We start from the raw sequence: 20,656 nt of genomic DNA, 5'->3' as shown, positions 1-20,656 counted from the left end.
TCAGGTAAAAGGAAAATAATAAGCGCCTAATGCCGACTCTATACATTTGCTATGTGGCTCTCTACCGCTGTGGGCACTACGACATCACCAAGCTCCAAATTGAGAAAGCCCGACTAGCAATAGTCGGGCTTTTTTACGTCTGCAGGAAAGTGAAAATGCAGGTTCGAGGTGAAAGGTATTAGGTTAAAGGAAGAGAATTGACCAGAACCGACCCCACGACATGCTACTGCGCTGTCGCTACGAAGTAGTATACCCACTCCAAATACAAGTCAGTGTTTAAGCCATGCGCTATAAGTTTTGAAGTATTATTATCAGCCCTGCTACTCTTTACTGATCTCAGTTATTCACCTTGCACTTTAAACTAGTCCCTAAATTATCATCTTGTTGCAATTTCATTGTTGGTTTAATAACTGTCCTGTGTAAAACTATCTAGGATAATTTAGTAAATCAGGTGACATGAATGTCGAATATAAAAGCTTGGAAACTTCTCAGCCTGTTTTGTTTGTTTACAGCACTGATTGGTTGTCAATCTAAAGAAGAACAGCTACAACAAACAATTCAAGAGTCCATTAAAAAGGCCGATGTCGAGCTTAGTCAGCTTGGTAAAGCACTTGATAATGGTAGTATACGTAATGCGATTATTCTTAAAGAATACAGTCGTATCCTTAAACAACAGCAACCTGAACTCAGTAAGGTTGTTGATGTAGTTAGCCTTGATGCCACACGCCAGGGAGCCCTTTATAGTGGCTTAACCCAACGCCTTGATGATATTAAGGGTAATTACTTAATTCCTCCTTACGAAGACACTTTATACAATATTGATTTATTGCGTGAAGCCGCCAAGCCAACGTTATTTTCTGATGCCTTAACCGATCCTATTAATATGCTTGCGGATATGTCGAATGGTTCTTTGGCACGAGTTGGTGCTATAAGCCAAAAAGCTGAAGGCGAAGGGGTCGGTAACCAAATGGTAGGTAATCCTAACTATGGTAATTGGCAAACGAATAGTAGTGGTATTAGCTTTTGGCAATGGTACGGCATGTACCGTATTTTGGGTGATGTTTTTGACCGAGTTGAATACGGAAGTTGGAGTAAACGCCGTAAGTATAGTTACTACAATGACTATGGTCGTACTCGTTACTCAAGCCCTAAACAAATAAAAGCCCAAAGTGCATTAGAAACACGTACACGACAATCTTACCAACGCCAAGGCAAGCAGTTCACTAGTCCTTATGCGAGTAAAAAAACAGGTGCATCAGGTTTGAGTCGCAGCAGTTATACGCCGCCTAAAAGTCGCAGCAGTTACTCAAGAGCGAGTAGTTATAGCAATAATTCAGGATCGGTTCGTAACAGCAGTAGCAGAACCTCGCGCGGCGTAAGTCGTGGTAAGTAAAGAATAACGTTGGAGTTAGAATAATATGTATGAATTTAATGGAATAACTATGTGGTCTTTGCAAGCACTGTCTGTGGACTTTGCAATTATCATCTTACTATTTGTGAGTTTAAAGTATATTAAAGGTTGGGTATCTAATTTACACGCCAATGACGAAATTACTGAGCGCGATAACTTTGCATTTGGAATAAGCTTTGCCGCTGGTTTAGTCGCACTTGCGATTGTATTAACGGGCGTGAGTAGTGGTGCTTTTGCTGCTACGTTACAAAAAGAAGCTTTGTTAATGCTTGGCTATGGTGCATTAGCAATTCTGCTTATAAAGCTGGGTCACTTTTTTCAAGATAAAGTGGCGCTGCGTAAAGTGAGCTTACATAACGAAATAGTCAAAGGTAACGTTACTGCGTCAATTATTGATTTTGGCCATGTAGTAAGTGTTGCAGTGGTTATCCGCTCTGCACTATTGTGGGTTGCTACTGAAGGTTGGCATGGCATTCCTATTGTTATTGCTGCGTTTGTCATTGGTAGTGTGGTGTTACTTTTAGTAAGCCAATATCGCGTGCAGCTATTTAAGCGTACCAACAAAAGTGGCGACTGCCTACAACAGGCTATTATTGATGGTAATTTAGCAGTAGGTGTTCGTTATGCAGGCTTTTTAATTGGGAGTGCATTAGCCATTACTGCTGCAACAGGCATTGCTCCTTATGCTGCTGACAATATTAATGCGAGTTTACTTTACTGGGCGCTAAGCGCCGTTGTTTGTTTGGTTGCTTTCATTTTACTGCACTTACTGACGATTAAAATCATTCTTGCTGGCTGTAATATTTCAGATGAAGTGAATCGTCAAAAGAATGTGGGTGTTGCCGCTATTTCTGCAGCTGTGTCATTTGCTGTCGGGATCACTATGGCCACACTACTGGGTGCATAATCACGTGTCATCAACTCAAGCTTCCCCAAGTAAATTTAAATTACTTGGGCATGATATTTTACTGATCACTGTTATGGCCGTACTCGCAGGATGCGGCCTTATTTATGAATACTTACTTTCTCATTACGCTGGCCGAGTACTCGGCTCCGTTGAGAGTGCAATTTACGCCATGATAGGCACTATGATTGTAGCTATGGGGATGGGTGCATTTTTAGCGCGTTGGTTTAAAGATGCCTTCACCGCATTTGCTTGGCTAGAGAGTATTATTGCGCTCATAGGTATGGGCTGTATATTAGCCATTGCCAGCATTATTGCCGTGAGTTATTCCCTCCCTCATTTATTATCAAGTATTTTTAATATTCCACCTGACGTCATTCTTAATGGTTACGTGTTTCAAAAGCTGCAAGAGTGGTCTCGCTTTTTACCTTATGTATTTGGCTTAATATTAGGGCTATTTATTGGTATGGAAATACCGCTTATTGCGCGTATTCGCCAGCATATTTATGGACGTTTTTTAGAAAATAACGCCGGCACTATATATGGGGCTGACTATATTGGCGCTGGTATTGGCGCGGCAATTTGGGTGAGTATTATGCTCGCGATGCCAATAATGCAAGCCGCCGCTTGGACAGCGCTATTTAATATTATTGCCGGACTTGCCTTTTTATGGCGTTACCATAGCTATGTACGCTTTGCTAAGTTGCTATTGGTTTGCCATATATTACTGCTGGTGTTATTCGCTTTTATTTTGCAGTTTGGTAGTAGCTGGATGGATAACCTAAGTAACGTACTATACAAAGATAAAGTTATTTACTCTCAGGCGACTAAGTATCAACATGTGGTGCTAACAGAGCGATTAAGTAAAAATCAGCCTCAGCCAATTACTGATCTATATTTAAATGGTCGTTTGCAGTTCTCTAGTGTAGATGAGCAAATATATCACTCAATGCTTGTTTATCCTGCAATGCTCGCATCTAATCGTCATGACCGTGTTTTGATTATTGGTGGCGGTGACGGATTAGCCATGCGTGATGTATTAAAGTGGCCAGTCAAAGAAGTCACACTAATTGATTTAGATGGCCAGCTACTGAATTTATTTGGCCATGAAGACGATAAATTCACACCGCCAGAAGAGATTAAACAGCGGTTGGTAGCACTCAATAATGAATCGATGCATGACCCGCGAGCAAATATTATTGTGGGCGATGCATTTTTAGAAGTCGAAAAGTTACTGGATCAGTCAAAGCAGTTCGATACTATTTTAATTGATTTGCCAGACCCTAATCACCCTGATCTTAATAAGATGTACAGCGATTACTTTTATAATCATGTACGCCAATTATTAGCGCCTGATGGTGCTATGGCGGTACAGTCAACATCGCCTTATCATGCGAAAAAGGCATTTTTAAGTATTGCTAAAACGGTGAAAGCCGCAGGTTTTGATTATGTAGAGCAATATCAGCAAAACATTCCTTCGTTTGGTCAATGGGGATGGACCATTGCGACTAAAATGGGGCAATCACCTAGTGCCCGTATTAGCAATATAACTGATATGCCAGTGCCATCTCGGTGGATTAGTAAAAAATATTTATTAGCGAGTTTTGCATTTCCTAATAACTATTTTGAACAAGTGAACGATATTGAAGTCAATAGGTTAGGTTCTGGTCGCTTATATGATTACTACCGAGCAGCTTGGCAAATAGAAAGTGAATTGTATAAAAATTAATAAAACATGGTTGACATAATATGTCGACCATGCGAATCTTAACTCAGACATAATATGTCATATGACGAAAAGGCAGAGACATGGAATTAAATGAACTTTCAATAAAATTAGCGTCTTTTGAAACCGAGGGTGCTAACTTTGAGTCTTTCTTGATTGCCAATCCAGGTGAGCAAGATGTTTTACAAGTCATTGTTGATGGAAATGACGAGCTTCCAATTTTTGTTACTCAAACACAAGAGCAATTACTATGTATTAGCTACTTGTTTGACGAAGATGAAGTAAAAAGTGAATTACGCAACGAGTTAAACGAAACATTACTGCGTTTAAACGTGCCAATTCCACTGAGTGCATTTGCTAAGATCGATAATAAATACGCGATTTTTGGTGCACTGTCGGTAAATTCATCTCTAGATGATGTTACCCACGAACTAGTGACATTAGCTGATAACGCTATAGATGCACTAGAAGCCGTGACCTTATATTTAAACGATTAGTAGCTAGTTAGTGGAGTTAAGATTATGAGTATTTTAAAAAAATTATTTACAGCAGTACGTGGCGGCGCACGTGAAGCAGGCGAAGCAATTGTTGATGCCAATGGTATTCGTATTTTTGAACAAGAAATTGCCGATGCACAAAATGCACTGAATCGTGCTAAAAAAAGCCTGACAGAAGTAATGGCTAAAGAGATGCAAACTAAGCGTAAAATTAGCGCAGTAGATGCATCAATTGCTGAGCACGAAGCGTATGCAGGTCAAGCCCTTGAAAAAGGGAATGAAGCATTAGCATTAGAAATTGCAGAAAAAATTGGTGACTTTGAAGCTGAGAAAGCTGAACACGAGCAAGTATTAGCGGGCTTTACTAATCACATAGTGACATTGAAGCAGCAAGTTAAAGATGCTGAAAAATCAATTAAAGAAAACCAGCGTCAGCTTACTATGGTTAAAACCACAGAAAGCGTTCAACAAGCGACAATGGCTGTAAACAGCACGCTTAATACTAATAATTCATCAATGACATCGGCGCGTCAGTCGCTTGAGCGTATTAAGCAACGCCAACAAGACCGTACTGATCAATTAGGTGCTGCAAAGTCTCTAGAAGCAGATGTTAATGGCGATGATTTAAAAGCTAAAATGGCTGAAGCAGGTATTGGTGATACGAATCCAAAAAGTGCTGATATTTTAGCGCGCATTAAAGCGAAGCAAAATAGTTAACATTTAGAACCATATCAAAAAGGTAACCGAGTTTCGCTCCGTTACCTTTTTTGCTTACAGAGGCACCTTATATGTTTAATTTTTTCAAATCTAAAAAAAAGCCAGAACGTCAGCTTAATCATGCGAGTGACCTTAAAAAAGGCGACATGTTTACTGTCATTGATTCGTTTGCTTATCCTTCATGGCTTAAAGGTCAAACGTTGCGCGTTATTGATGTGCAAACGTATCAGTACCAACACAGCAGTGATACTGAATTTGCACTTGAAACTAACACTGGCCAAGTGGTGTTTTTACAAATAGAGCAAAATGATGGTGAACAGTGGGCAAACTTCTCTATAAAAATTCAGCGTGATGAAGTTGAAGAGATCTTTGGTCTTGATGAATTTGCGCGTATTTTTGATGAAGAGTCATTAACACATATCATGGTACAAAATACCCCTGAGCGTTTTATGCAATTTTTAGCGAAAAGCTATCAGCAAAGTGAATCGCCTTATGTTTGTTATTTTCATAATAAAGACTTTCGTGGCCAAACGCTGCCTCGCTATGAGCAAGAAGGTGGTGAACCATGCGAAATGATTTGCTTAGCCTCTCCTGATGAAGGGCATAGCGTTAATATAGAGATTTGGGAGGGAGGTGAAACAGAAGTCTCACTGACGTTAACTCGCCCAATTAGCGATATTGTTGATTTGTTTCCTGGAGATGCTCAGTGAGTGATGCTAAAGACAAGTGGTTGCGCCAAGAGCAAGCTGTGCGCGCCACGCAAATGGCATTTGATTTGAGTAGTGAGGTACAAAAGTCGATAAAAAAACAAGCTATCGATCAAGAGCTCACTCCCTCAGATATGATCCGTAAAATTTTAGGTCTTGATGTAAAGTCTAAAAAAACACGGCAACGACTATCGTTTAATTTAAATGATGACGAAATAGCGCAATTGGCTAGCCGGTTTGAAGTGGCAGTAGATGATAAAAGAGCGGTAAAGCAACAGGTAGCAGAGTTACTAATTGAGCATACAAAAAAGACTAAGTAACCCTTTTGCCTTCTTTATGTAAAATACTTACACTGGGGCTATTATTTTCTAAAAAAGTACCGCTGTGAATATCTTATTGATTGCCTACTTACTCATGTTTGCTTTATTTGGCACGGCGGCAAGCTACTTCGTGCGTTTTATATATGCTTACTGGGTACAGAAAAAAATGCCACTGGAATACATTTTTAAGGCAGGTGTGTGTATTTTCATGGTGGTGGTTATTTCGGTGTTAATACCACTATTAGATTAACACCGAAACGAACTGCTACTGGTAGTTAACTGTTTTACATTGATTATCAATACATAAAGAGTGGACTTCTAACACTGGTGAACAGTCTTTGAACTCAAGCATTGCATTATCTAGTTGTTCTTGCTCAGTGATTTTTTGCGCTAATTGCTCTGCTTGTTCTTGAGAGTGATTTAATGTTGAGTACACAACATACTTACTCGGCCCCCCACAGACACGCGAGCAAACACCTAACATTGATAGCTGGCTGTACAGCTTTTATTACTTGTAAGCTCATTAAGTTAAGTATTTAAAACAGATTCACTCGCGTTTTGAGCTTTGCTTGATGTTAGTGCACTACTGCAACTGCTAAGCAGCATAGTCATAACAACACAGGTAGCTGATAGCTTAATTACGGATGACAAACAACTCATAATCTAATCCTTAAAATACACTTACCGCAGAGCCTTCAAGTTTAACACATTTATTTTCAACACACTGAGTGCTTGGCGCAGTTAAATGTTGGCAAATACTCATCATGCCTTTTTGCACATTATAGGTACTTTCTAATTGAGTGATAGTATCGCTTAGGGCTGAAACCTGCTCTTGGGGTGCGCTTTGTGTAGAGTACACAATGTAATCACTTGGTCCACCACAGGCACGGCTACCAACAGCACTGACTTTACACTGTGAACTAGTTGAACATTGTTTATCTGCTATGAGGTTATTTAATTTATTTTTTGCTGTTTTAATATCATCAAGCGACACTTCCTTTGCAGCATCAACCGGTAGTTGCTGTGCTATTTTATTTTCTCTATTCGCTTGTGGTAGTTTTTGTTGTGGTATCGGCGTAGACGTGTTTTCTACCGTATTGGTTTTAGTTTGCTCAGTTTCATTTGAGGTGCTTTCTAAGCAAGCTGTTAAGCAAAGCGATAGTAGTAGAGCGAGTAATGGAGTACGCATAATCGTTCCTGATAGTGATGAATTATTCATCACTATCATACACGGTGCATTTATTACGGCAATAAAAACTCTACTATCAATATATTAAAGCGCCATTAATGGCGTTTTTACATTAACCCACCTTGGGTTAATTTAGCTGGATTGAGTAATGCCTCTAATTCTGAGCGAGATAGGTCTGTCTCTTGCTCGGCGATATCAATAATTGGCTTTGCTTGCTGGTAAGCTTGTTTGGCAATTTTTGCTGCTTTTTCATAGCCAATAACTGGGTTGAGTGCAGTAACTAAAATAGGATTTTTAGTCAGCGCTTTATCAATCTGTGCTTGATTAACTTTAAAGCTAGTTATGGCTTTATCCGCTAGTGCTTGCGCACTGTTAGCAAGTATCTCTGTACTTTGCAGGATATTATAAGCAATCACGGGTAGCATTACGTTAAGCTCAAAGTTGCCAGCTTGGCCTGCTACGGTAATTGTGGCGTCGTTACCGATGACTTGCGCACTAGCCATTGCAGCGGCTTCTGGGATCACCGGGTTCACTTTGCCAGGCATAATGGATGAACCAGGCTGCAATGCTTCAAGCTCTATTTCACCAAGTCCCGCAAGCGGCCCTGAATTCATCCAACGTAGATCGTTGGCTATTTTCATTTGCGCAACGGCATAGACTTTCAGCTGCCCTGATAAAGCCACAATGGCATCTTGCGATCCAATATTATAAAAAAAGTTATCACTGGAGATAAAGTTAATCCCTACTTTTTCACTTAGCTGTTTGGCAAATAGAGCGGCAAATTGTGGGTCGGCATTAATACCTGTGCCGACCGCTGTTCCCCCCTGAGCCAGTTCACAAACACGTATTAGTGCATGCTCAATACCGCGGGCTGCGTGCTTTACCTGCGATTGCCATGCGCTGAGTGTTTGCTCAAAGGTCACTGGCATTGCATCCATTAAATGAGTGCGCCCAGTTTTAACTATATGACCGATGTCTGCTTTTTTCTGCTCTAAGGCGTCGGCTAAGTTTGCTAGTGCTGGCAGTAATTTTTTATCAACACTGATAGCACTGCTTAAGGCGATTGCAGTGGGAATAACATCATTCGAGCTTTGTCCCATATTCACATCGTCGTTAGGGTGAATAGGTTGATTAGCATGTTTTGAAGCCAAACTTGCAATAACTTCGTTGGCATTCATATTTGAGCTGGTACCTGATCCCGTTTGAAAAATATCAACGGGGAAATGCTCATAATGCTGACCATCAATAATTTCTTGGCAGGCATGCTCGATTGCATTTGCTTTTGTTTTATCTAAATGGCCAAGCTTTAAATTGGTTAATGCTGCGGCTTGTTTTATATACGCTAAAGCAATAATAAATTGCTGTGGCATGGTGAGGTTGCTAATCGTAAAGTTATTAATGGCGCGTTGGGTTTGTGCTTTATAAAGTGCGTTAACGGGTACGTCGAGTGTGCCCATGCTATCTGATTCTGTTCTAAAGTTACTCATTAGTACTCCTAAAAAAGAGAATATATGACATTAAACTACGCTATAAAAAAAGATATGGTGCTGTTATTGCTATTTACAACGGTATAGCTAAAAAGTAGGGGGCGTCAAGGCAAGTTAACAAGTGGGATTAAAACTAAAAAGTCGACTTAAACGGATTTTAAGTCGACTTAAATAATGTATTTATATAAACAGCCAGTTATAAGGCTAAACAGAACTTTAATTGTAGCCAAGAATAAATATTTGGTCTGTTTCATGTTTGTTTTGTGCCTTTTGAGTGTGTTTTACATGAGAAAGTAAGTCGATAACCGTTGCTCTACAATCTGTTTCATGACTCGTTTTATCTAGGCTTTTATCGGTAATTGCCATTACAGCGTCTACGGCGGTATAGGGTGAAATATACATAATGTTATCCTTTTGTCGTTTAGTACTCATTAAGTGAGTAATTTAATAAAAGCATATAGCGTACCAGCTCGGTAAATATAATTTAACGTATTGAAATTAAAGTTATTTTATTATTTTGGTCAATTTACTCACGACAGAATAGTTGAAATTTGTTTTACTATTGTGCATTCATTTGCAATTTAGGTGCATCAGTATGACCAAACCTTTTTCACAAGCCTGCGAAAATAATAAAAATCATATACTTAAGGTTTTGCAGCCTGCATTGCAAAATGCAGGGTCGGTACTTGAGATAGGCTCGGGGACGGGTCAGCATAGCGTTTTCTTTGCCAAAAAATTGCCACATTTACAATGGTATACCAGTGATCGAGAGGTTAATCATCAAGGAATAAAGTTATGGCATGATGAGGTGCAACTGGCAAACTTGCATCCGCCTTTATTACTTGACCTAAACGATCCTTGGCCAGTAAATAAAGTGGATGCGATATATACTGCTAACACTTTTCACATAGTGAGCTGGGAGTTAATTACGCGTTTTTTTGCTGGAGTAAATCAGCACTTAAACCAGCAAGGGGTGGTGTGTGTATATGGCCCTTTCAAATATAAAGGGGAGTTTACCAGCCCCAGTAATGATGAATTTAATAGTTTATTGCAAAGTCGCGATCCGCTTAGTGGTATTCGTGATTTCGAAGCGGTTGAGCAACTTGCAGTGCAATCTGGGCTTAAGTTACTTTGCGATACTGCGATGCCTGCAAATAATCAGTTACTCATTTTTAAACGGCAATAAAGTGCTGCATTGTTGTTTATAACTATCGATATGCTGGCGTTCGCGTTTTAAGTAATCTGCAATAGCATGATTAAAATCGGGGTGAAGAATATGATGAGCAGAATAAGTGCTCATGGGTTGAAAACCGCGTGCTATTTTATGCTCACCCTGAGCACCGGCATTAAAACAGTGAATATTATGCTTAATCGCATATTCAATTCCTTGGTAATAACACAGCTCAAAGTGAAGTGAATCAACCTCTTCACTTGCTCCCCAATAGCGTCCATAAAGAGTATTGTCACCAATTAAACTTAATGTGGCGGCAATGACGTGTTGATCTTTTTTTGCCAACATAATGAGCAATTTGTCAGCCATTAAAGCATGTAGTAAGCTAAAAAACTCACTGTTTAAGTAGCCTAAATGGCCTGAGCGTTTTAAATAAGTACGTTGATAAAATTCGCAAAAAAGCTGCATCACTGTTGTGGTGATTTGCTCACCTTGCAACCATTCAATGGTGATATTTTGCTGTGATATTTTAGCGCGTTCTTTTTTTACTGCTTTGCGCTTACGGGCATTAAAGGTTTTTAAAAAATCGTCAAAATCTTTAAAGCTATTATTAAACCACTGAAACTGTACCCCGGTTCTCAGCATGGCACCTGCATCATTTAGCTGTGAGGCTTGTGCTTTATCGCAAAAGTTTACATGCCAGCCTGACCAGGCTTGTTTTGCGCAGTGGGTATTAAGTTGCTCTGTTATATACTCATACACTAACTTTGGATTGCTGTGCATAATACGTATTCTTTGACCCTCAATCGGACTAAAGGGAATACAGCACAGCCATTTAGGGTAATAATCTAAGCCATTTTTTTCATAAGCTTCAGCCCATGCCCAGTCAAATACATATTCACCGTAGGAGTGCGCTTTTAAGTAGCCAGGGGCAAGGGCAACTAGTTTATCGTCTTCATAAACGGCTAAGTGGTGAGGCTGCCAACCTGTTTTTGCGCTTACACATTGGCTTTGCTCAAGGGCATATAAAAAAGCGTGTTGAGTAAAAGGGTCATTACCAAAAAAATAATGCCATTGTGTTGCGTCAATTTGGTTGATGCTATTAAACCATTGATGTGAAAAGTGGCTCATAATGCTTTGCCTACTATTTTTTAAGTGGGTTGCTGATTAATTTTGGTAATAGTGCGACAGCCATATTTGGTTTTCTATTTTCGATAAATCTTTATGGTTTATCTGGCGCAATATATTGAGATAGGCACTGTATGAGCTTATCGAGTTCGAGAGGTTTTGCAAGATGTTCGTTAAAACCCATTGCTAAGGCATTGGCTTTATCTTCAGGCATTACATCAGCAGTTAAGGCAATAATTGGTAATTGCTCAGTACTTTTAATTTGACGTATCAAGGCGGTGGCTTGGTAACCGTCCATAATCGGCATCTGGCAATCCATTAATACTAAATCGAAGTCATTTATTTTAACTTGTTCTACTGCTAATTCGCCATTTTCCACTAGTGTTGGTGTAATCCCTAAAGAGCTAAGCATTGCTTTTATGACTAATTGATTGACGCTGTTATCTTCTGCAACCAGTATTTTTAGTTTACTTAAATCAATATGCTGGTGTATGTGCTTTGCCGTTACTTGTTGCGCTGCACATGTATTTAACTCGACAGACAGAGTAAAAGTAGAGCCCTTACCTGGTTCGCTTTGTACGCTGATATCTCCAGACATTAATAAGCTAAGTTCTTTTGCGATTGCTAAACCAAGCCCTGTCCCACCAAATTTACGTGATGTTGAGCTATCAGCTTGGGTGAACGCATCAAATAACTTACTTTGCTCTGATAGCGCAATACCGATGCCCGAGTCCTTAATAGTCAAGGTAATTTGACGACGTCTATTGGTGATCTCCTTGCTGTATGCGCTAATACTTACTTCACCTTCATAGGTAAACTTAATGGCGTTACTACATAGATTTAATAAAATTTGCTCAATTCGCATAACATCACCTTCAAACCAAATGTCGGTTGGTAATTGGTTATCAACTTTCCAGAGAATGCCTTTTTGTTCTGCGCTTTGCTCGAACATACTACTGATCCGAGCAAGAAGCGCATTCAAATCAAAAGGAGCGACTTCTAAGGTGAGCTTTTGTGATTCAATTTTAGAGATATCGAGTACATCATTTATTAAACTTAACAATGATTTAGACGCTAAATTAATTCTATTTAAATAATCAGAAAGAATTTCAGGACTATCTTCATTTTTAGCTAGAGTGGAAAAGCCAATCACGGCATTAAGCGGAGTGCGAATTTCATGACTCATATTTGCTAAAAATCGGCTTTTAGCTTGATTTGCTAAATCAGATTGTTTTTTAGCCTTAACCAGCGAGCGTGTACGCTCTGCTACCAAGCGTGAGAGTGCAAGGTGCTGGTTATTAAACAGCAGTAATATCAGTAAAATGAGTGAGCTTACAATGACCTGTAAAATAAGCAAAAAGAGTGTCATGTTATTAGTTTGATGCGGTAGAAATTCATCTTTAATGGTTAAATCAACGAACCATGTTTGCCCTGCAAAATCAATTTTGATAGTTGTAAGCTTATTGCTTTTGGTTGGAATATTTTCGGCATTTGAATAAAACGGATTGATAGCATTGGCTTCATAAATAGCGATATTAAACATTTTATTTTGTGCTTGCGTAAGCGACTGAGCAAGTATGTTTTTTACTAAAAATACACCTGTTGCGTAACCTTTAATTGAGGCAACCTCATTATTTTGTTGATACACGGGAGCAAATAATAAATACGCGGGTTCAGGTTGCTGTGTTTGAACTAATTGAATTATTTTAGTCCCTATCGGGCGAATTTTGATACGTGGGTCGAGCAAAGTTTCACGGCGATCTTTTCGAGAATTAAGATTAAAACCTATCGCTGATTGGTTTTCTGTAAAAGGGGCAATATAGGTAATAACCACCAATGGGTCATTGTTTGATAATGGTGCCCCTTTAATGCTTGGATCAAAGTTGTATGCGTTATAAATTTCATTAAGCTGTTTGTTAAAGTCACTGACCTGAGCGGGATCAATTTTACGATTCCATGAAAATGCTTTAATAAATGAATGCTCAGCCAATAGTTGGGCACTGTAGCTATTAAACTCTTGCCTGCTTAAAGTTGGCGTTGATTGTATTTGGCTTGCAAGGCTTTGTACGGTTATTTGGCTGAGGTTTAAATTGCTCAGCAAACTGTTTTCAATAATAGATGTTTCGCGCTTGGCAATCTGTATTGAATTTGAATAAGTCTCTTGGTTATATAGCTTAGTGGTTAAGGCTACTGAGATGAATAATACCGAGCATACTGCGATAGTAGGTAATGGGGTAACATCATGGCGTTTAAATTTAGGTTGTAATAACGCTAATAAAAAGGGGGTTGCGATCAGCACGCCTAGAGAATCACCAAGCCACCAAAAAGTAACATTTCTCCAATGATTATCAATGCTGTGAGCAGGGTTAAACTGACTTAAAGCATAGACGCCAATATTGGCCGATATTAGGCTAACAACAATACCAACGATAAAAATAAAATATATTATTGATTGGCGTTTCTTTAAGAACAGCGGATGACCTAGCCAGTATTTTAAAATAGCTGCGCCAATCATCCCTTGCAGCACAGCGCCAAAGCCGATTAGTAACACCTGCTCTAATGTATTGCCAATTAAAACTTGATCAGAGATAACGTTATCACTGGTACTTAAATTAAAGGAGACAGAGGCAATAAATAATGCAGGGATAAAGCGCCACCACCAGATAAAACAGCCAACTAGGGCAATACCTGCAGGGAGCCAGATAGGGATGACTTGTGATTGAAAGGCAAAATTAGTTAATAAATTACCAGTTATAAAGTAAGCAACCGCAAACGATATGTAAAAAACAAAAGAATTGGATGTTGAACCAAAAATCTTCACATGCATCCTTGTTAAATATTATTTTTATAATGATATTTTAGTATAGCGAATCGACAGTAAATAGTATTATTTTTAAAGTGGTAGCTGCTTTTTACTAAATGATTGTTTGAGTACTACCGTTGACTCTATATTGGCGATGCAGCTTAAGCTCCCCAGCTGGTGCTTTACAAACTGCTCATAGCTTTCTAAATCCTGAGAAATAATTTTCAGTAAATAATCGTGGCTACCTGAGATCACAGAGCACTCAAGTACATGGGGAAGTTTTTCTACATGCAGCTCAAATTGCTGTGCCGCACTCACCGAGTTTTGACTTAGTCGCACGAAAGCATAAACCAGCACATTAAGGTTGAGCGACTTAGGGTTAATTGCAGCGTGATAGCCCGTAATTACATGTTCCTGCTCAAGCTTTTTGATACGCCTAAGAGTTGGGGTGTCTGATAGGTTAATGGTATTGGCTAATTCAGAAACCGACATGCGGGCATGCGATTGTAAGGCAACCAGTAACTGCTGATCTTTTTTATCTAACATGACTATGAGATCTTATTAATTATTTTAATGTTGGTAGTGATTATTGCTAACAAAAGGTATTTTTACTATTTTTTTTGACGTTTTACCCTCAGGGGTTTTTGTTAGCATTAAGACATAATAATAACAGGATGTAGTCATGAGTTCTTACACAGCTAAATTTGATAATTGGATTAGGTCTGAGTTTGTTGCCCTAAACTCTCAATTAGAGGAGTTGTATTGGCAGCAAGCAGATAAGGCTAATGTTGAGGGGGTTGGTGATAGCTTAAAGCTGGCACTAAAAGATCAAGGTAATGCGTTGATCAGCGACTTATTAGCCGAAGGTAATACCGACGAAGGATTTGATAGCGCATTTGATTTACTTGGTAATGTGGGCTTGTTCATGGCCGCTTGTCGCAGGCATGAGATCACAGAGCCGAGCAGAGAAACAACCTCACCATTAGTTGAAGCATCGGCGCTTGCTATGCATATTGGTGCTTCTATTGGAGTAACCCCTCGTTTTGCTACTGCGCATCTAACTACGCATAATAAAGCCATTAATGGCACCTATAAACGGTTTACAAATCTTGATGATGAAGCCCTTTTTTTAGATTACAACACCCAAGGTATTTTAGCGTATAAACGTGCGAGTGATGCTTTATTAAAAATACTGCCATTAGGCATTTCACACCCTGTCACGGCTGAACTACTTGAGGTGGTTAAAACGGCATTAATGGATGTAATAGCGTCGAATAACGCCTTATACACTCAGCTAGACACCGAACGTTTTTTTAATTGTGTACGCCCATATTACAAGCCTTACAGGGTAGGTAAAGAGGTTTACCGTGGTGCAAATGCGGGAGACTTTGCCGGTATTAATGTTATTGATATGCTGCTAGGGCTTTGCAGTGCCAATGAGCCGAGTTACTCGCAAATGCTGGTGGATAAATTTTTATACATGATGCCAGAGGATCAACAAATACTTCGTGAAGCCATGCGTATGCAAAGCCTAATGGATGATTTTTTAGAGGCCGAACAATATAAAAATACAAAGTGGTTTCAAAAGCACGGCAAACTATTTATTCAAGTGTGTAAATTACATGGCGACACCGCTATCGGTCATCATAATCAGTTGGTGGAAAAGTTTATTGCTCAGCCATCACAGCACATGCAACAACAGCATATGAGTAAAGTCACTGCCAGTGGACCTCCTCTACCGGTACTGCTTGATTCATTAGCTAAGTTAAGAGATAGGCGTGCCGCGGCAAAGCGTGACGACATAAATACGCGCTTTGATGATTTAAACACGCTAAAACAGTGGATTAATTAATATGGCTAAAAATGATTTTTGTATGCCACAGGGTTGTTATTTACTAAGCCACTCTGTTGGCCGCCCATTAAAAACGAGCTTAGAAAATGCCACTGAACATTTTTTTACTCCTTGGCAAGAAAGTGTAAAAGAACCATGGCAACAGTGGTTACCCGCCATTGAAAGATTTACTGAGGCATTAGGGCAGTTGTTTAATGCGCCTAGTGAGCAATTTTGTCCTCAGGTTAATTTATCCAGTGGTTTAACTAAATTGGTTATGTCACACCCCGTATTTAATAAACCACAGTGTACGGTATTAATGGCGCAGGCTGACTTTCCCAGTATGGGGTTTGTAATGCAAAAAGCATTGCCTGAATGTGCAAAAATACGCTACATCCCTGAGCATGAAGACTTGAGTGATAGACAGGTATGGCAGCGATATTTAACTCCAGAGATTGATGGTGTGTTTGTCAGCCATGTTTATTCTAATACGGGTGTACAAGCTCCCATAAACGATATTGTGGCGCTGAGTAAAGTCACGAATACACTCTCAATAATTGATGTGGCGCAATCGGCAGGGGTTATTCCTATAGACCTAACGGCGTTAAATGCTGACTTTATGATTGGTTCAAGTGTGAAGTGGCTATGCGGAGGGCCAGGAGCTGCTTATTTATGGGTAAATCCAAAGCAAATAACACAATGTGAACCAAAAGATGTTGGCTGGTTTTCACATCAAAACCCATTCGAGTTTGATATTGCGCATTTTCAATATAACGCTAAAACACTAAGGTTTTGGGGCGGTACGCCCTCGGTACTTCCTTATATTATTGCCGCTCATAGTATTGAATATATTGTTGAATTTGGCGTTGAACAAGTGAGATCGCACAACTTGATGTTACTTGAGTTAATTCAGCAGCAATTGGGCGCTTTTTTAATGTCACCTAGCGCTAAAGAGCAATGTAGTGGCACCGCTATTTTGCAGTTTTCTGAGCATCAGCAAAGTATATTAACGGCTTTAGAGGCTGCAAAAATAAGTGTTGATGTGCGTAAACTCGGCATCCGTGTTTCACCTCACATATATAATACAAAGTCAGAGATACAAACATTTATTGATGTTGTGAAGCACATACTTAAGGTTGCTGACTAAGCTGCTGTTTTTTTTGAGTGAGTGCTTCTATTTGTTGTTGTGCTTGCTTGATTTGTGGGTCAAATCGCTGCTTAAGTGCCGCCGTTTCAGTGGTAATGGCATTCGCAATTGAGCTGGCCCCTAAGCGATTTGCTTTATCTTGGGTCATGTAATCGATTTGCTGTTTTTTTTGTGCGTATTCTTGTTGGTATTGTTTAATCTTAAGCTCAAGCTGCACAATATCACGCTCTATTTGTTGCACCGCTAGATAATCGTCAACAGAAGTATCGGCAACTGGTGTGTTCTCAGATTGTGGCGTATTTGTTTGCATGATGTTGACATTTCTAAGCGTGATCACTTGAGCGTCTTCAGCGCAAGGAGTTTGACTAAAAGTAGGCACACCTTTAATGGTGCATTTATAAACCGTCACTTCATTTGCCATGCTAACAGCACAGGCACCCAAACAATACAGTAGTAATATTAGCTTCGTCATGGTTAAACCTAAGCTGGTTTAAAGTACCATTTATAATGCACTAAGTTGTGACACCATACAATTTGTTTAATTTATTAGCATACGCTTGCGACTGCGTTATAAAAAGTGCAAATTAATAGAGGCTATTAAAATTTAGGCACAAAAAAACCACAATTAAGTGGCTTATATTCAGTAATGGTGGAGAGGGAGGGATAGACTTGCTTACATCCATGTAATCAATCGCTACGCGACGCTTGCAACGGCCTAAACTGTTCCAGACACTTTATCGAACCCAGTCGAGGGCTCTCACCCTCCCAATTAGCAGCAAAGCTTATTTTTGGGCACAAAAAAACCACAATTAAGTGGCTTATATTCAGTAATGGTGGAGAGGGAGGGATTCGAACCCTCGATAGAGCTACAAACTCTATACTCCCTTAGCAGGGGAGCTCCTTCGGCCACTCGGACACCTCTCCGACGCATTATTTAGCGTGTTATCAATCGGAAAAAACCAATTAATACAAATAAGTGGTGGAGAGATAGGGATTTGAACCCTAGAGGGGCTATAAACCCCTGCCGGTTTTCAAGACCGGTGCATTCGACCACTCTGCCATCTCTCCACGTCGTGATGCAGGATAATACTTAGGTGAGTTGCCTGTGTAAATAGCAAAAAGATCGTTTGCTTAAAAAGTGAGCGTAAATGAGGTTTTTTTTGTAAATTATGAAAATTAAAGATGATTTTTAGCTATGAAGAGGGAGCTGGCAGCAAACAGATGGAGCTAAAGAAGAAACTTCATTTAGTGGTTGGGTGTTTGCTGCAACAATACAAAAATCATGGTTGGGTGACTATTTGTATTGAATTGCACCGCCAAGTGCTAATTTTTTTCCGTAACGGTTAAGTTTAGCTAACATTCTCGCTTTGCGATTAGTTGGTTTAACTGCAACGTGAGTTGTGGCTGTTTGGTTTAATGTATTAATTGGGTTCATTGTATTCGCTCCAAGGTTGTGTCTGTTGAAAACGTGTGCATTTTGCCCGTAGGTTGGTTAAAAATAAAGCGATAAAAATTGCTGGTGAAGTATTAGTTTTTTTAATCTGAAAGTGTTTTTTTTGATTTGCTATTTAATGGCGTTTGTTTTGATTTTGTATATTTATTCATTATATTTTTGTGCTACATCACTTTTTTATGGGGTTTTTTTCAGTTTTTTTTATTTTAATATGTTTATAAATAGATTATTTTGAATAGTTATTCAGATTAAATTATTTTGTATTTTTGGGGTGGGTTTTACTTCGTTCAAAGATTTAACATGCTATTTATAGGTGGTTAATTATTTATCAGAGAAGAGCATTTTTTATAAACGATAAAAAAGAGTGTTGCTAGGCTTTTAAATTATAAAAAAAGTGCCTAGGTTACTAGGCACTTTGGAGTTAGTTGCGTTTTAAAACGCGTCTAACTGGGGATCGCACCGCCTCAGAATTTAAAACTTAAAAAGGGGTGGTTTTAATATGTTGCAATTTGGGCTTACAATCATCAGCTCGAACGGCATTCTATGTGATCTAGAGCGAAGTGAAGATTATACTTTGGTTTGTAGTCTACTATGAAGCCACAAAATGTCTCTGCACAGCAAGAGCAGATCCACTCAACAGTCTATTACTTGAGTTAAATGGGACTGGTGGGGTAAAAAACGCAAAATGCGGCATAACTTAAAAGCAAATGCCGCAAAGGGAGATTAATTAAAATGCTGAGCAGTTAGTGCTGTTTTATAGTAAATAACTCATAGCCTTTTAATGCAGGCACTTGCGCAGCAAGTTGAGTTTCTTGTTGTGCGATTTCAATAAAGTCACCACACAGTGTATTTGCACGCTGTTCAAGTTTTTTTGCATGGAGCTCTACTTTTTCTTCTATTTGTGCGCCCATATTTTCCATGCGCTCTTCAAAGGCTTGCATATCGCCACCTGAACCCATTAGCTCAGAGCCTAATGCTACTAAAATACTGCCCATTGATTGCATTACGGCCGACTCAACGGCAGTTTCTATTTGTTGTTCAAACTGCTGTTCAAAGTTTTCACCAAACTGAGTGAAGCTTTGCTGGCCCATGACAAATTTACCTTGTTGGTAAAAGGTACCCTCTACTTCTTGTTGAATATCGTCCATCAAGGTTGCAATGTTATCGAGGCCATCAATATTAAATGCATTGGCGACTTCTTCTAATGCAACACCTGCAATTTTAACCCCTTCAAGGGCAATATTGGCCACTTCAGGTAATTGCACGCGTAAATTATCTGTGTAGTTGGTCAGTGCTTGGCGCTGTGCACTATTTAATGCTACTTGCTCGCCATTGATAGACAGCTCACCTTCAGCGGTAAATAGCATGCGCTGATTATTGGCTTTAAAAATTTCTAACTCATTAGGTTTGATGCGCACATCGTTCTTAAATACAACGTTACATTCGTCGTTACTAAATGAAATTGAAGAGCTGTTATCGTTATGAGCCATGGCGACGGGGGCGCACATAATTGCGCTAACTAATAATAATTCTTTCATGTTTATTCTCTGTTTTTTGCTGATGATAATTAACTTATAACAAGTTTGGTGCCAATAGTTTTTAGTGTTTAAAAACAGTGGTTTGTGACTTTTAAGCTGCTTTGAAGTTGAAAGTAAAGTCATTGAAAAAGCTAAAATTTGGTCAAAATAACCAACAATTAAATGCTAATAAATAAAATTTATCGATACGATAAAAAACTCTCACTTTCCACAATTCAAATTTAGCGCTATTTATTCACAATACTGACACAGAGACTATTTAGGATAGCGATGTGGCTTTATTTTGACGGAAATTTGTACAATGAATTTGCGTTGAACATTTTAATTTCACCAATTATCGCGATACAAGAATCCGTAATTGGTCTCAAACACTTTATGGAGTGGGTTGTGGGTAAGACATTTAGTTACGATGCGCTAGATGATGATTTTGTTGAAGACGAATACGAAATGGTCGGGCGTAATCAACACGACAAGAAAAAGCAAAAGGTGAAAAGAAAGTTAGAGGATTACCTTGAGCAAAAACGCTTGCGTAAAAACCTAGGTGAAGATGACTTAAACGATTATATTGATTAGGTTGTCGCTAGTACAAATCAGTGCCGACATATTAGCTTTTAACTGCTACTTAGG

The 20,656-nt window shown here is 39.2% G+C and carries 21 protein-coding genes, 2 tRNA genes and 1 pseudogene; 12 read left to right on the top strand and 12 right to left on the bottom strand.

The window, feature by feature from the left end; genetic code table 11:
* Window positions 1–460: 460 nt before the first annotated feature.
* From MTN97_RS13860 to MTN97_RS13825, 8 genes are all read left to right on the top strand, one after another.
* Complete coding sequence (locus MTN97_RS13860; protein WP_069438740.1) at window positions 461–1,393, top strand: hypothetical protein; 933 nt, start codon at window positions 461–463, stop codon at window positions 1,391–1,393.
* Between the two features lie 25 nt (window positions 1,394–1,418).
* A complete protein-coding gene (locus tag MTN97_RS13855; RefSeq protein WP_013463678.1) occupies window positions 1,419–2,318 on the top strand; it encodes a DUF350 domain-containing protein in 900 nt (299 codons plus the stop codon).
* A 4-nt stretch (window positions 2,319–2,322) separates the two neighbouring features.
* Window positions 2,323–4,044, top strand: a complete 1,722-nt coding sequence (locus tag MTN97_RS13850) for a polyamine aminopropyltransferase (RefSeq protein WP_248474646.1) — start codon at window positions 2,323–2,325, stop codon at window positions 4,042–4,044.
* An 80-nt stretch (window positions 4,045–4,124) separates the two neighbouring features.
* A complete protein-coding gene (locus tag MTN97_RS13845; protein WP_004335098.1) occupies window positions 4,125–4,538 on the top strand; it encodes a YjfI family protein in 414 nt (137 codons plus the stop codon).
* Between the two features lie 24 nt (window positions 4,539–4,562).
* On the top strand, window positions 4,563–5,255 hold the full coding sequence (locus tag MTN97_RS13840) for a PspA/IM30 family protein (RefSeq protein ID WP_036980772.1): 693 nt from the start codon (window positions 4,563–4,565) through the stop codon (window positions 5,253–5,255).
* Window positions 5,256–5,326: 71 nt separating this feature from the next.
* Window positions 5,327–5,965 (top strand): hypothetical protein, encoded by a 639-nt coding sequence (locus MTN97_RS13835; protein WP_248474645.1) that lies wholly within the window; start codon window positions 5,327–5,329, stop codon window positions 5,963–5,965.
* Window positions 5,962–6,282: a hypothetical protein gene (locus MTN97_RS13830; RefSeq protein ID WP_008113280.1), complete on the top strand. Its 321-nt coding sequence runs from the start codon at window positions 5,962–5,964 to the stop codon at window positions 6,280–6,282. Before MTN97_RS13835 ends, MTN97_RS13830 begins: the two co-directional genes overlap by 4 nt.
* 64 nt (window positions 6,283–6,346) lie before the next feature.
* Window positions 6,347–6,532 (top strand): hypothetical protein, encoded by a 186-nt coding sequence (locus MTN97_RS13825; RefSeq protein WP_008113278.1) that lies wholly within the window; start codon window positions 6,347–6,349, stop codon window positions 6,530–6,532.
* Between the two features lie 15 nt (window positions 6,533–6,547).
* Here MTN97_RS13825 and MTN97_RS18035 read toward each other — a convergent pair.
* The 4 genes and pseudogenes from MTN97_RS18035 to MTN97_RS13805 all read right to left on the bottom strand — a co-directional run bounded on the left by MTN97_RS18035 (window position 6,548) and on the right by MTN97_RS13805 (window position 9,360).
* A pseudogene (locus MTN97_RS18035) lies at window positions 6,548–6,942 on the bottom strand (hypothetical protein).
* 10 nt (window positions 6,943–6,952) lie between these two features.
* The gene (locus MTN97_RS13815; RefSeq protein WP_248474643.1) at window positions 6,953–7,471 is read right to left on the bottom strand and encodes a hypothetical protein; all 519 of its coding nucleotides are present in this window, start codon (window positions 7,469–7,471) and stop codon (window positions 6,953–6,955) included.
* Window positions 7,472–7,578: 107 nt separating this feature from the next.
* Entirely contained in the window at window positions 7,579–8,958 is a 1,380-nt protein-coding gene (locus MTN97_RS13810) for a class II fumarate hydratase (protein WP_248474642.1), read from the bottom strand.
* 216 nt (window positions 8,959–9,174) lie between these two features.
* Window positions 9,175–9,360 (bottom strand): hypothetical protein, encoded by a 186-nt coding sequence (locus MTN97_RS13805; protein ID WP_013463685.1) that lies wholly within the window; start codon window positions 9,358–9,360, stop codon window positions 9,175–9,177.
* Between the two features lie 193 nt (window positions 9,361–9,553).
* Here MTN97_RS13805 and MTN97_RS13800 point away from each other — a divergent pair, with 193 nt between their 5' ends.
* Complete coding sequence (locus tag MTN97_RS13800; RefSeq protein WP_248474641.1) at window positions 9,554–10,144, top strand: DUF938 domain-containing protein; 591 nt, start codon at window positions 9,554–9,556, stop codon at window positions 10,142–10,144.
* Here MTN97_RS13800 and MTN97_RS13795 read toward each other — a convergent pair.
* The 3 genes from MTN97_RS13795 to MTN97_RS13785 all read right to left on the bottom strand — a co-directional run bounded on the left by MTN97_RS13795 (window position 10,121) and on the right by MTN97_RS13785 (window position 14,606).
* Window positions 10,121–11,260 carry a GNAT family N-acetyltransferase gene (locus MTN97_RS13795; protein WP_248474640.1) on the bottom strand — a complete coding sequence of 380 codons (1,140 nt, stop codon included), beginning with the start codon at window positions 11,258–11,260 and terminating at the stop codon, window positions 10,121–10,123. The genes MTN97_RS13800 and MTN97_RS13795 overlap by 24 nt on opposite strands.
* Before the next feature lie 91 nt (window positions 11,261–11,351).
* Complete coding sequence (locus MTN97_RS13790; protein ID WP_248474639.1) at window positions 11,352–14,078, bottom strand: ATP-binding protein; 2,727 nt, start codon at window positions 14,076–14,078, stop codon at window positions 11,352–11,354.
* A 72-nt stretch (window positions 14,079–14,150) separates the two neighbouring features.
* Entirely contained in the window at window positions 14,151–14,606 is a 456-nt protein-coding gene (locus MTN97_RS13785) for an Lrp/AsnC family transcriptional regulator (protein ID WP_036980784.1), read from the bottom strand.
* Window positions 14,607–14,742: 136 nt separating this feature from the next.
* On the opposite strand from MTN97_RS13785, the gene MTN97_RS13780 reads away from it, so the two are divergent.
* Both MTN97_RS13780 and MTN97_RS13775 read left to right on the top strand, forming a co-directional pair.
* The gene (locus tag MTN97_RS13780) at window positions 14,743–15,912 is read left to right on the top strand and encodes a PrnB family protein (RefSeq protein WP_248474638.1); all 1,170 of its coding nucleotides are present in this window, start codon (window positions 14,743–14,745) and stop codon (window positions 15,910–15,912) included.
* Between the two features lies 1 nt (window position 15,913).
* Window positions 15,914–17,038 (top strand): aminotransferase class V-fold PLP-dependent enzyme, encoded by a 1,125-nt coding sequence (locus MTN97_RS13775; RefSeq protein WP_248474637.1) that lies wholly within the window; start codon window positions 15,914–15,916, stop codon window positions 17,036–17,038.
* On the opposite strand, the gene MTN97_RS13770 is transcribed toward MTN97_RS13775, so the two are convergent.
* The 5 genes from MTN97_RS13770 to MTN97_RS13750 form a co-directional block, all read right to left on the bottom strand.
* On the bottom strand, window positions 17,022–17,510 hold the full coding sequence (locus MTN97_RS13770) for an RNA-binding protein (RefSeq protein ID WP_076922588.1): 489 nt from the start codon (window positions 17,508–17,510) through the stop codon (window positions 17,022–17,024). The two genes, MTN97_RS13775 and MTN97_RS13770, sit on opposite strands and share 17 nt — an antisense overlap.
* Before the next feature lie 359 nt (window positions 17,511–17,869).
* Window positions 17,870–17,962 (bottom strand) — tRNA-Ser (locus MTN97_RS13765).
* Between the two features lie 53 nt (window positions 17,963–18,015).
* Window positions 18,016–18,106: transfer RNA gene (locus MTN97_RS13760), tRNA-Ser, on the bottom strand.
* Window positions 18,107–18,332: 226 nt separating this feature from the next.
* Window positions 18,333–18,473 carry a hypothetical protein gene (locus tag MTN97_RS13755; RefSeq protein WP_008113257.1) on the bottom strand — a complete coding sequence of 47 codons (141 nt, stop codon included), beginning with the start codon at window positions 18,471–18,473 and terminating at the stop codon, window positions 18,333–18,335.
* 761 nt (window positions 18,474–19,234) lie between these two features.
* Window positions 19,235–20,029, bottom strand: a complete 795-nt coding sequence (locus tag MTN97_RS13750) for a YggN family protein (protein WP_248474636.1) — start codon at window positions 20,027–20,029, stop codon at window positions 19,235–19,237.
* Window positions 20,030–20,416: 387 nt separating this feature from the next.
* On the opposite strand from MTN97_RS13750, the gene MTN97_RS13745 reads away from it, so the two are divergent.
* Window positions 20,417–20,602 (top strand): PA3496 family putative envelope integrity protein, encoded by a 186-nt coding sequence (locus MTN97_RS13745; RefSeq protein WP_008108975.1) that lies wholly within the window; start codon window positions 20,417–20,419, stop codon window positions 20,600–20,602.
* The last annotated feature ends 54 nt before the right edge of the window (window positions 20,603–20,656 follow it).

Source organism: Pseudoalteromonas sp. 2CM36K, from assembly GCF_023161865.1.
Classification (GTDB): domain Bacteria; phylum Pseudomonadota; class Gammaproteobacteria; order Enterobacterales; family Alteromonadaceae; genus Pseudoalteromonas; species Pseudoalteromonas tetraodonis.
This window is presented reverse-complemented; position numbering and strand designations above follow the sequence as displayed.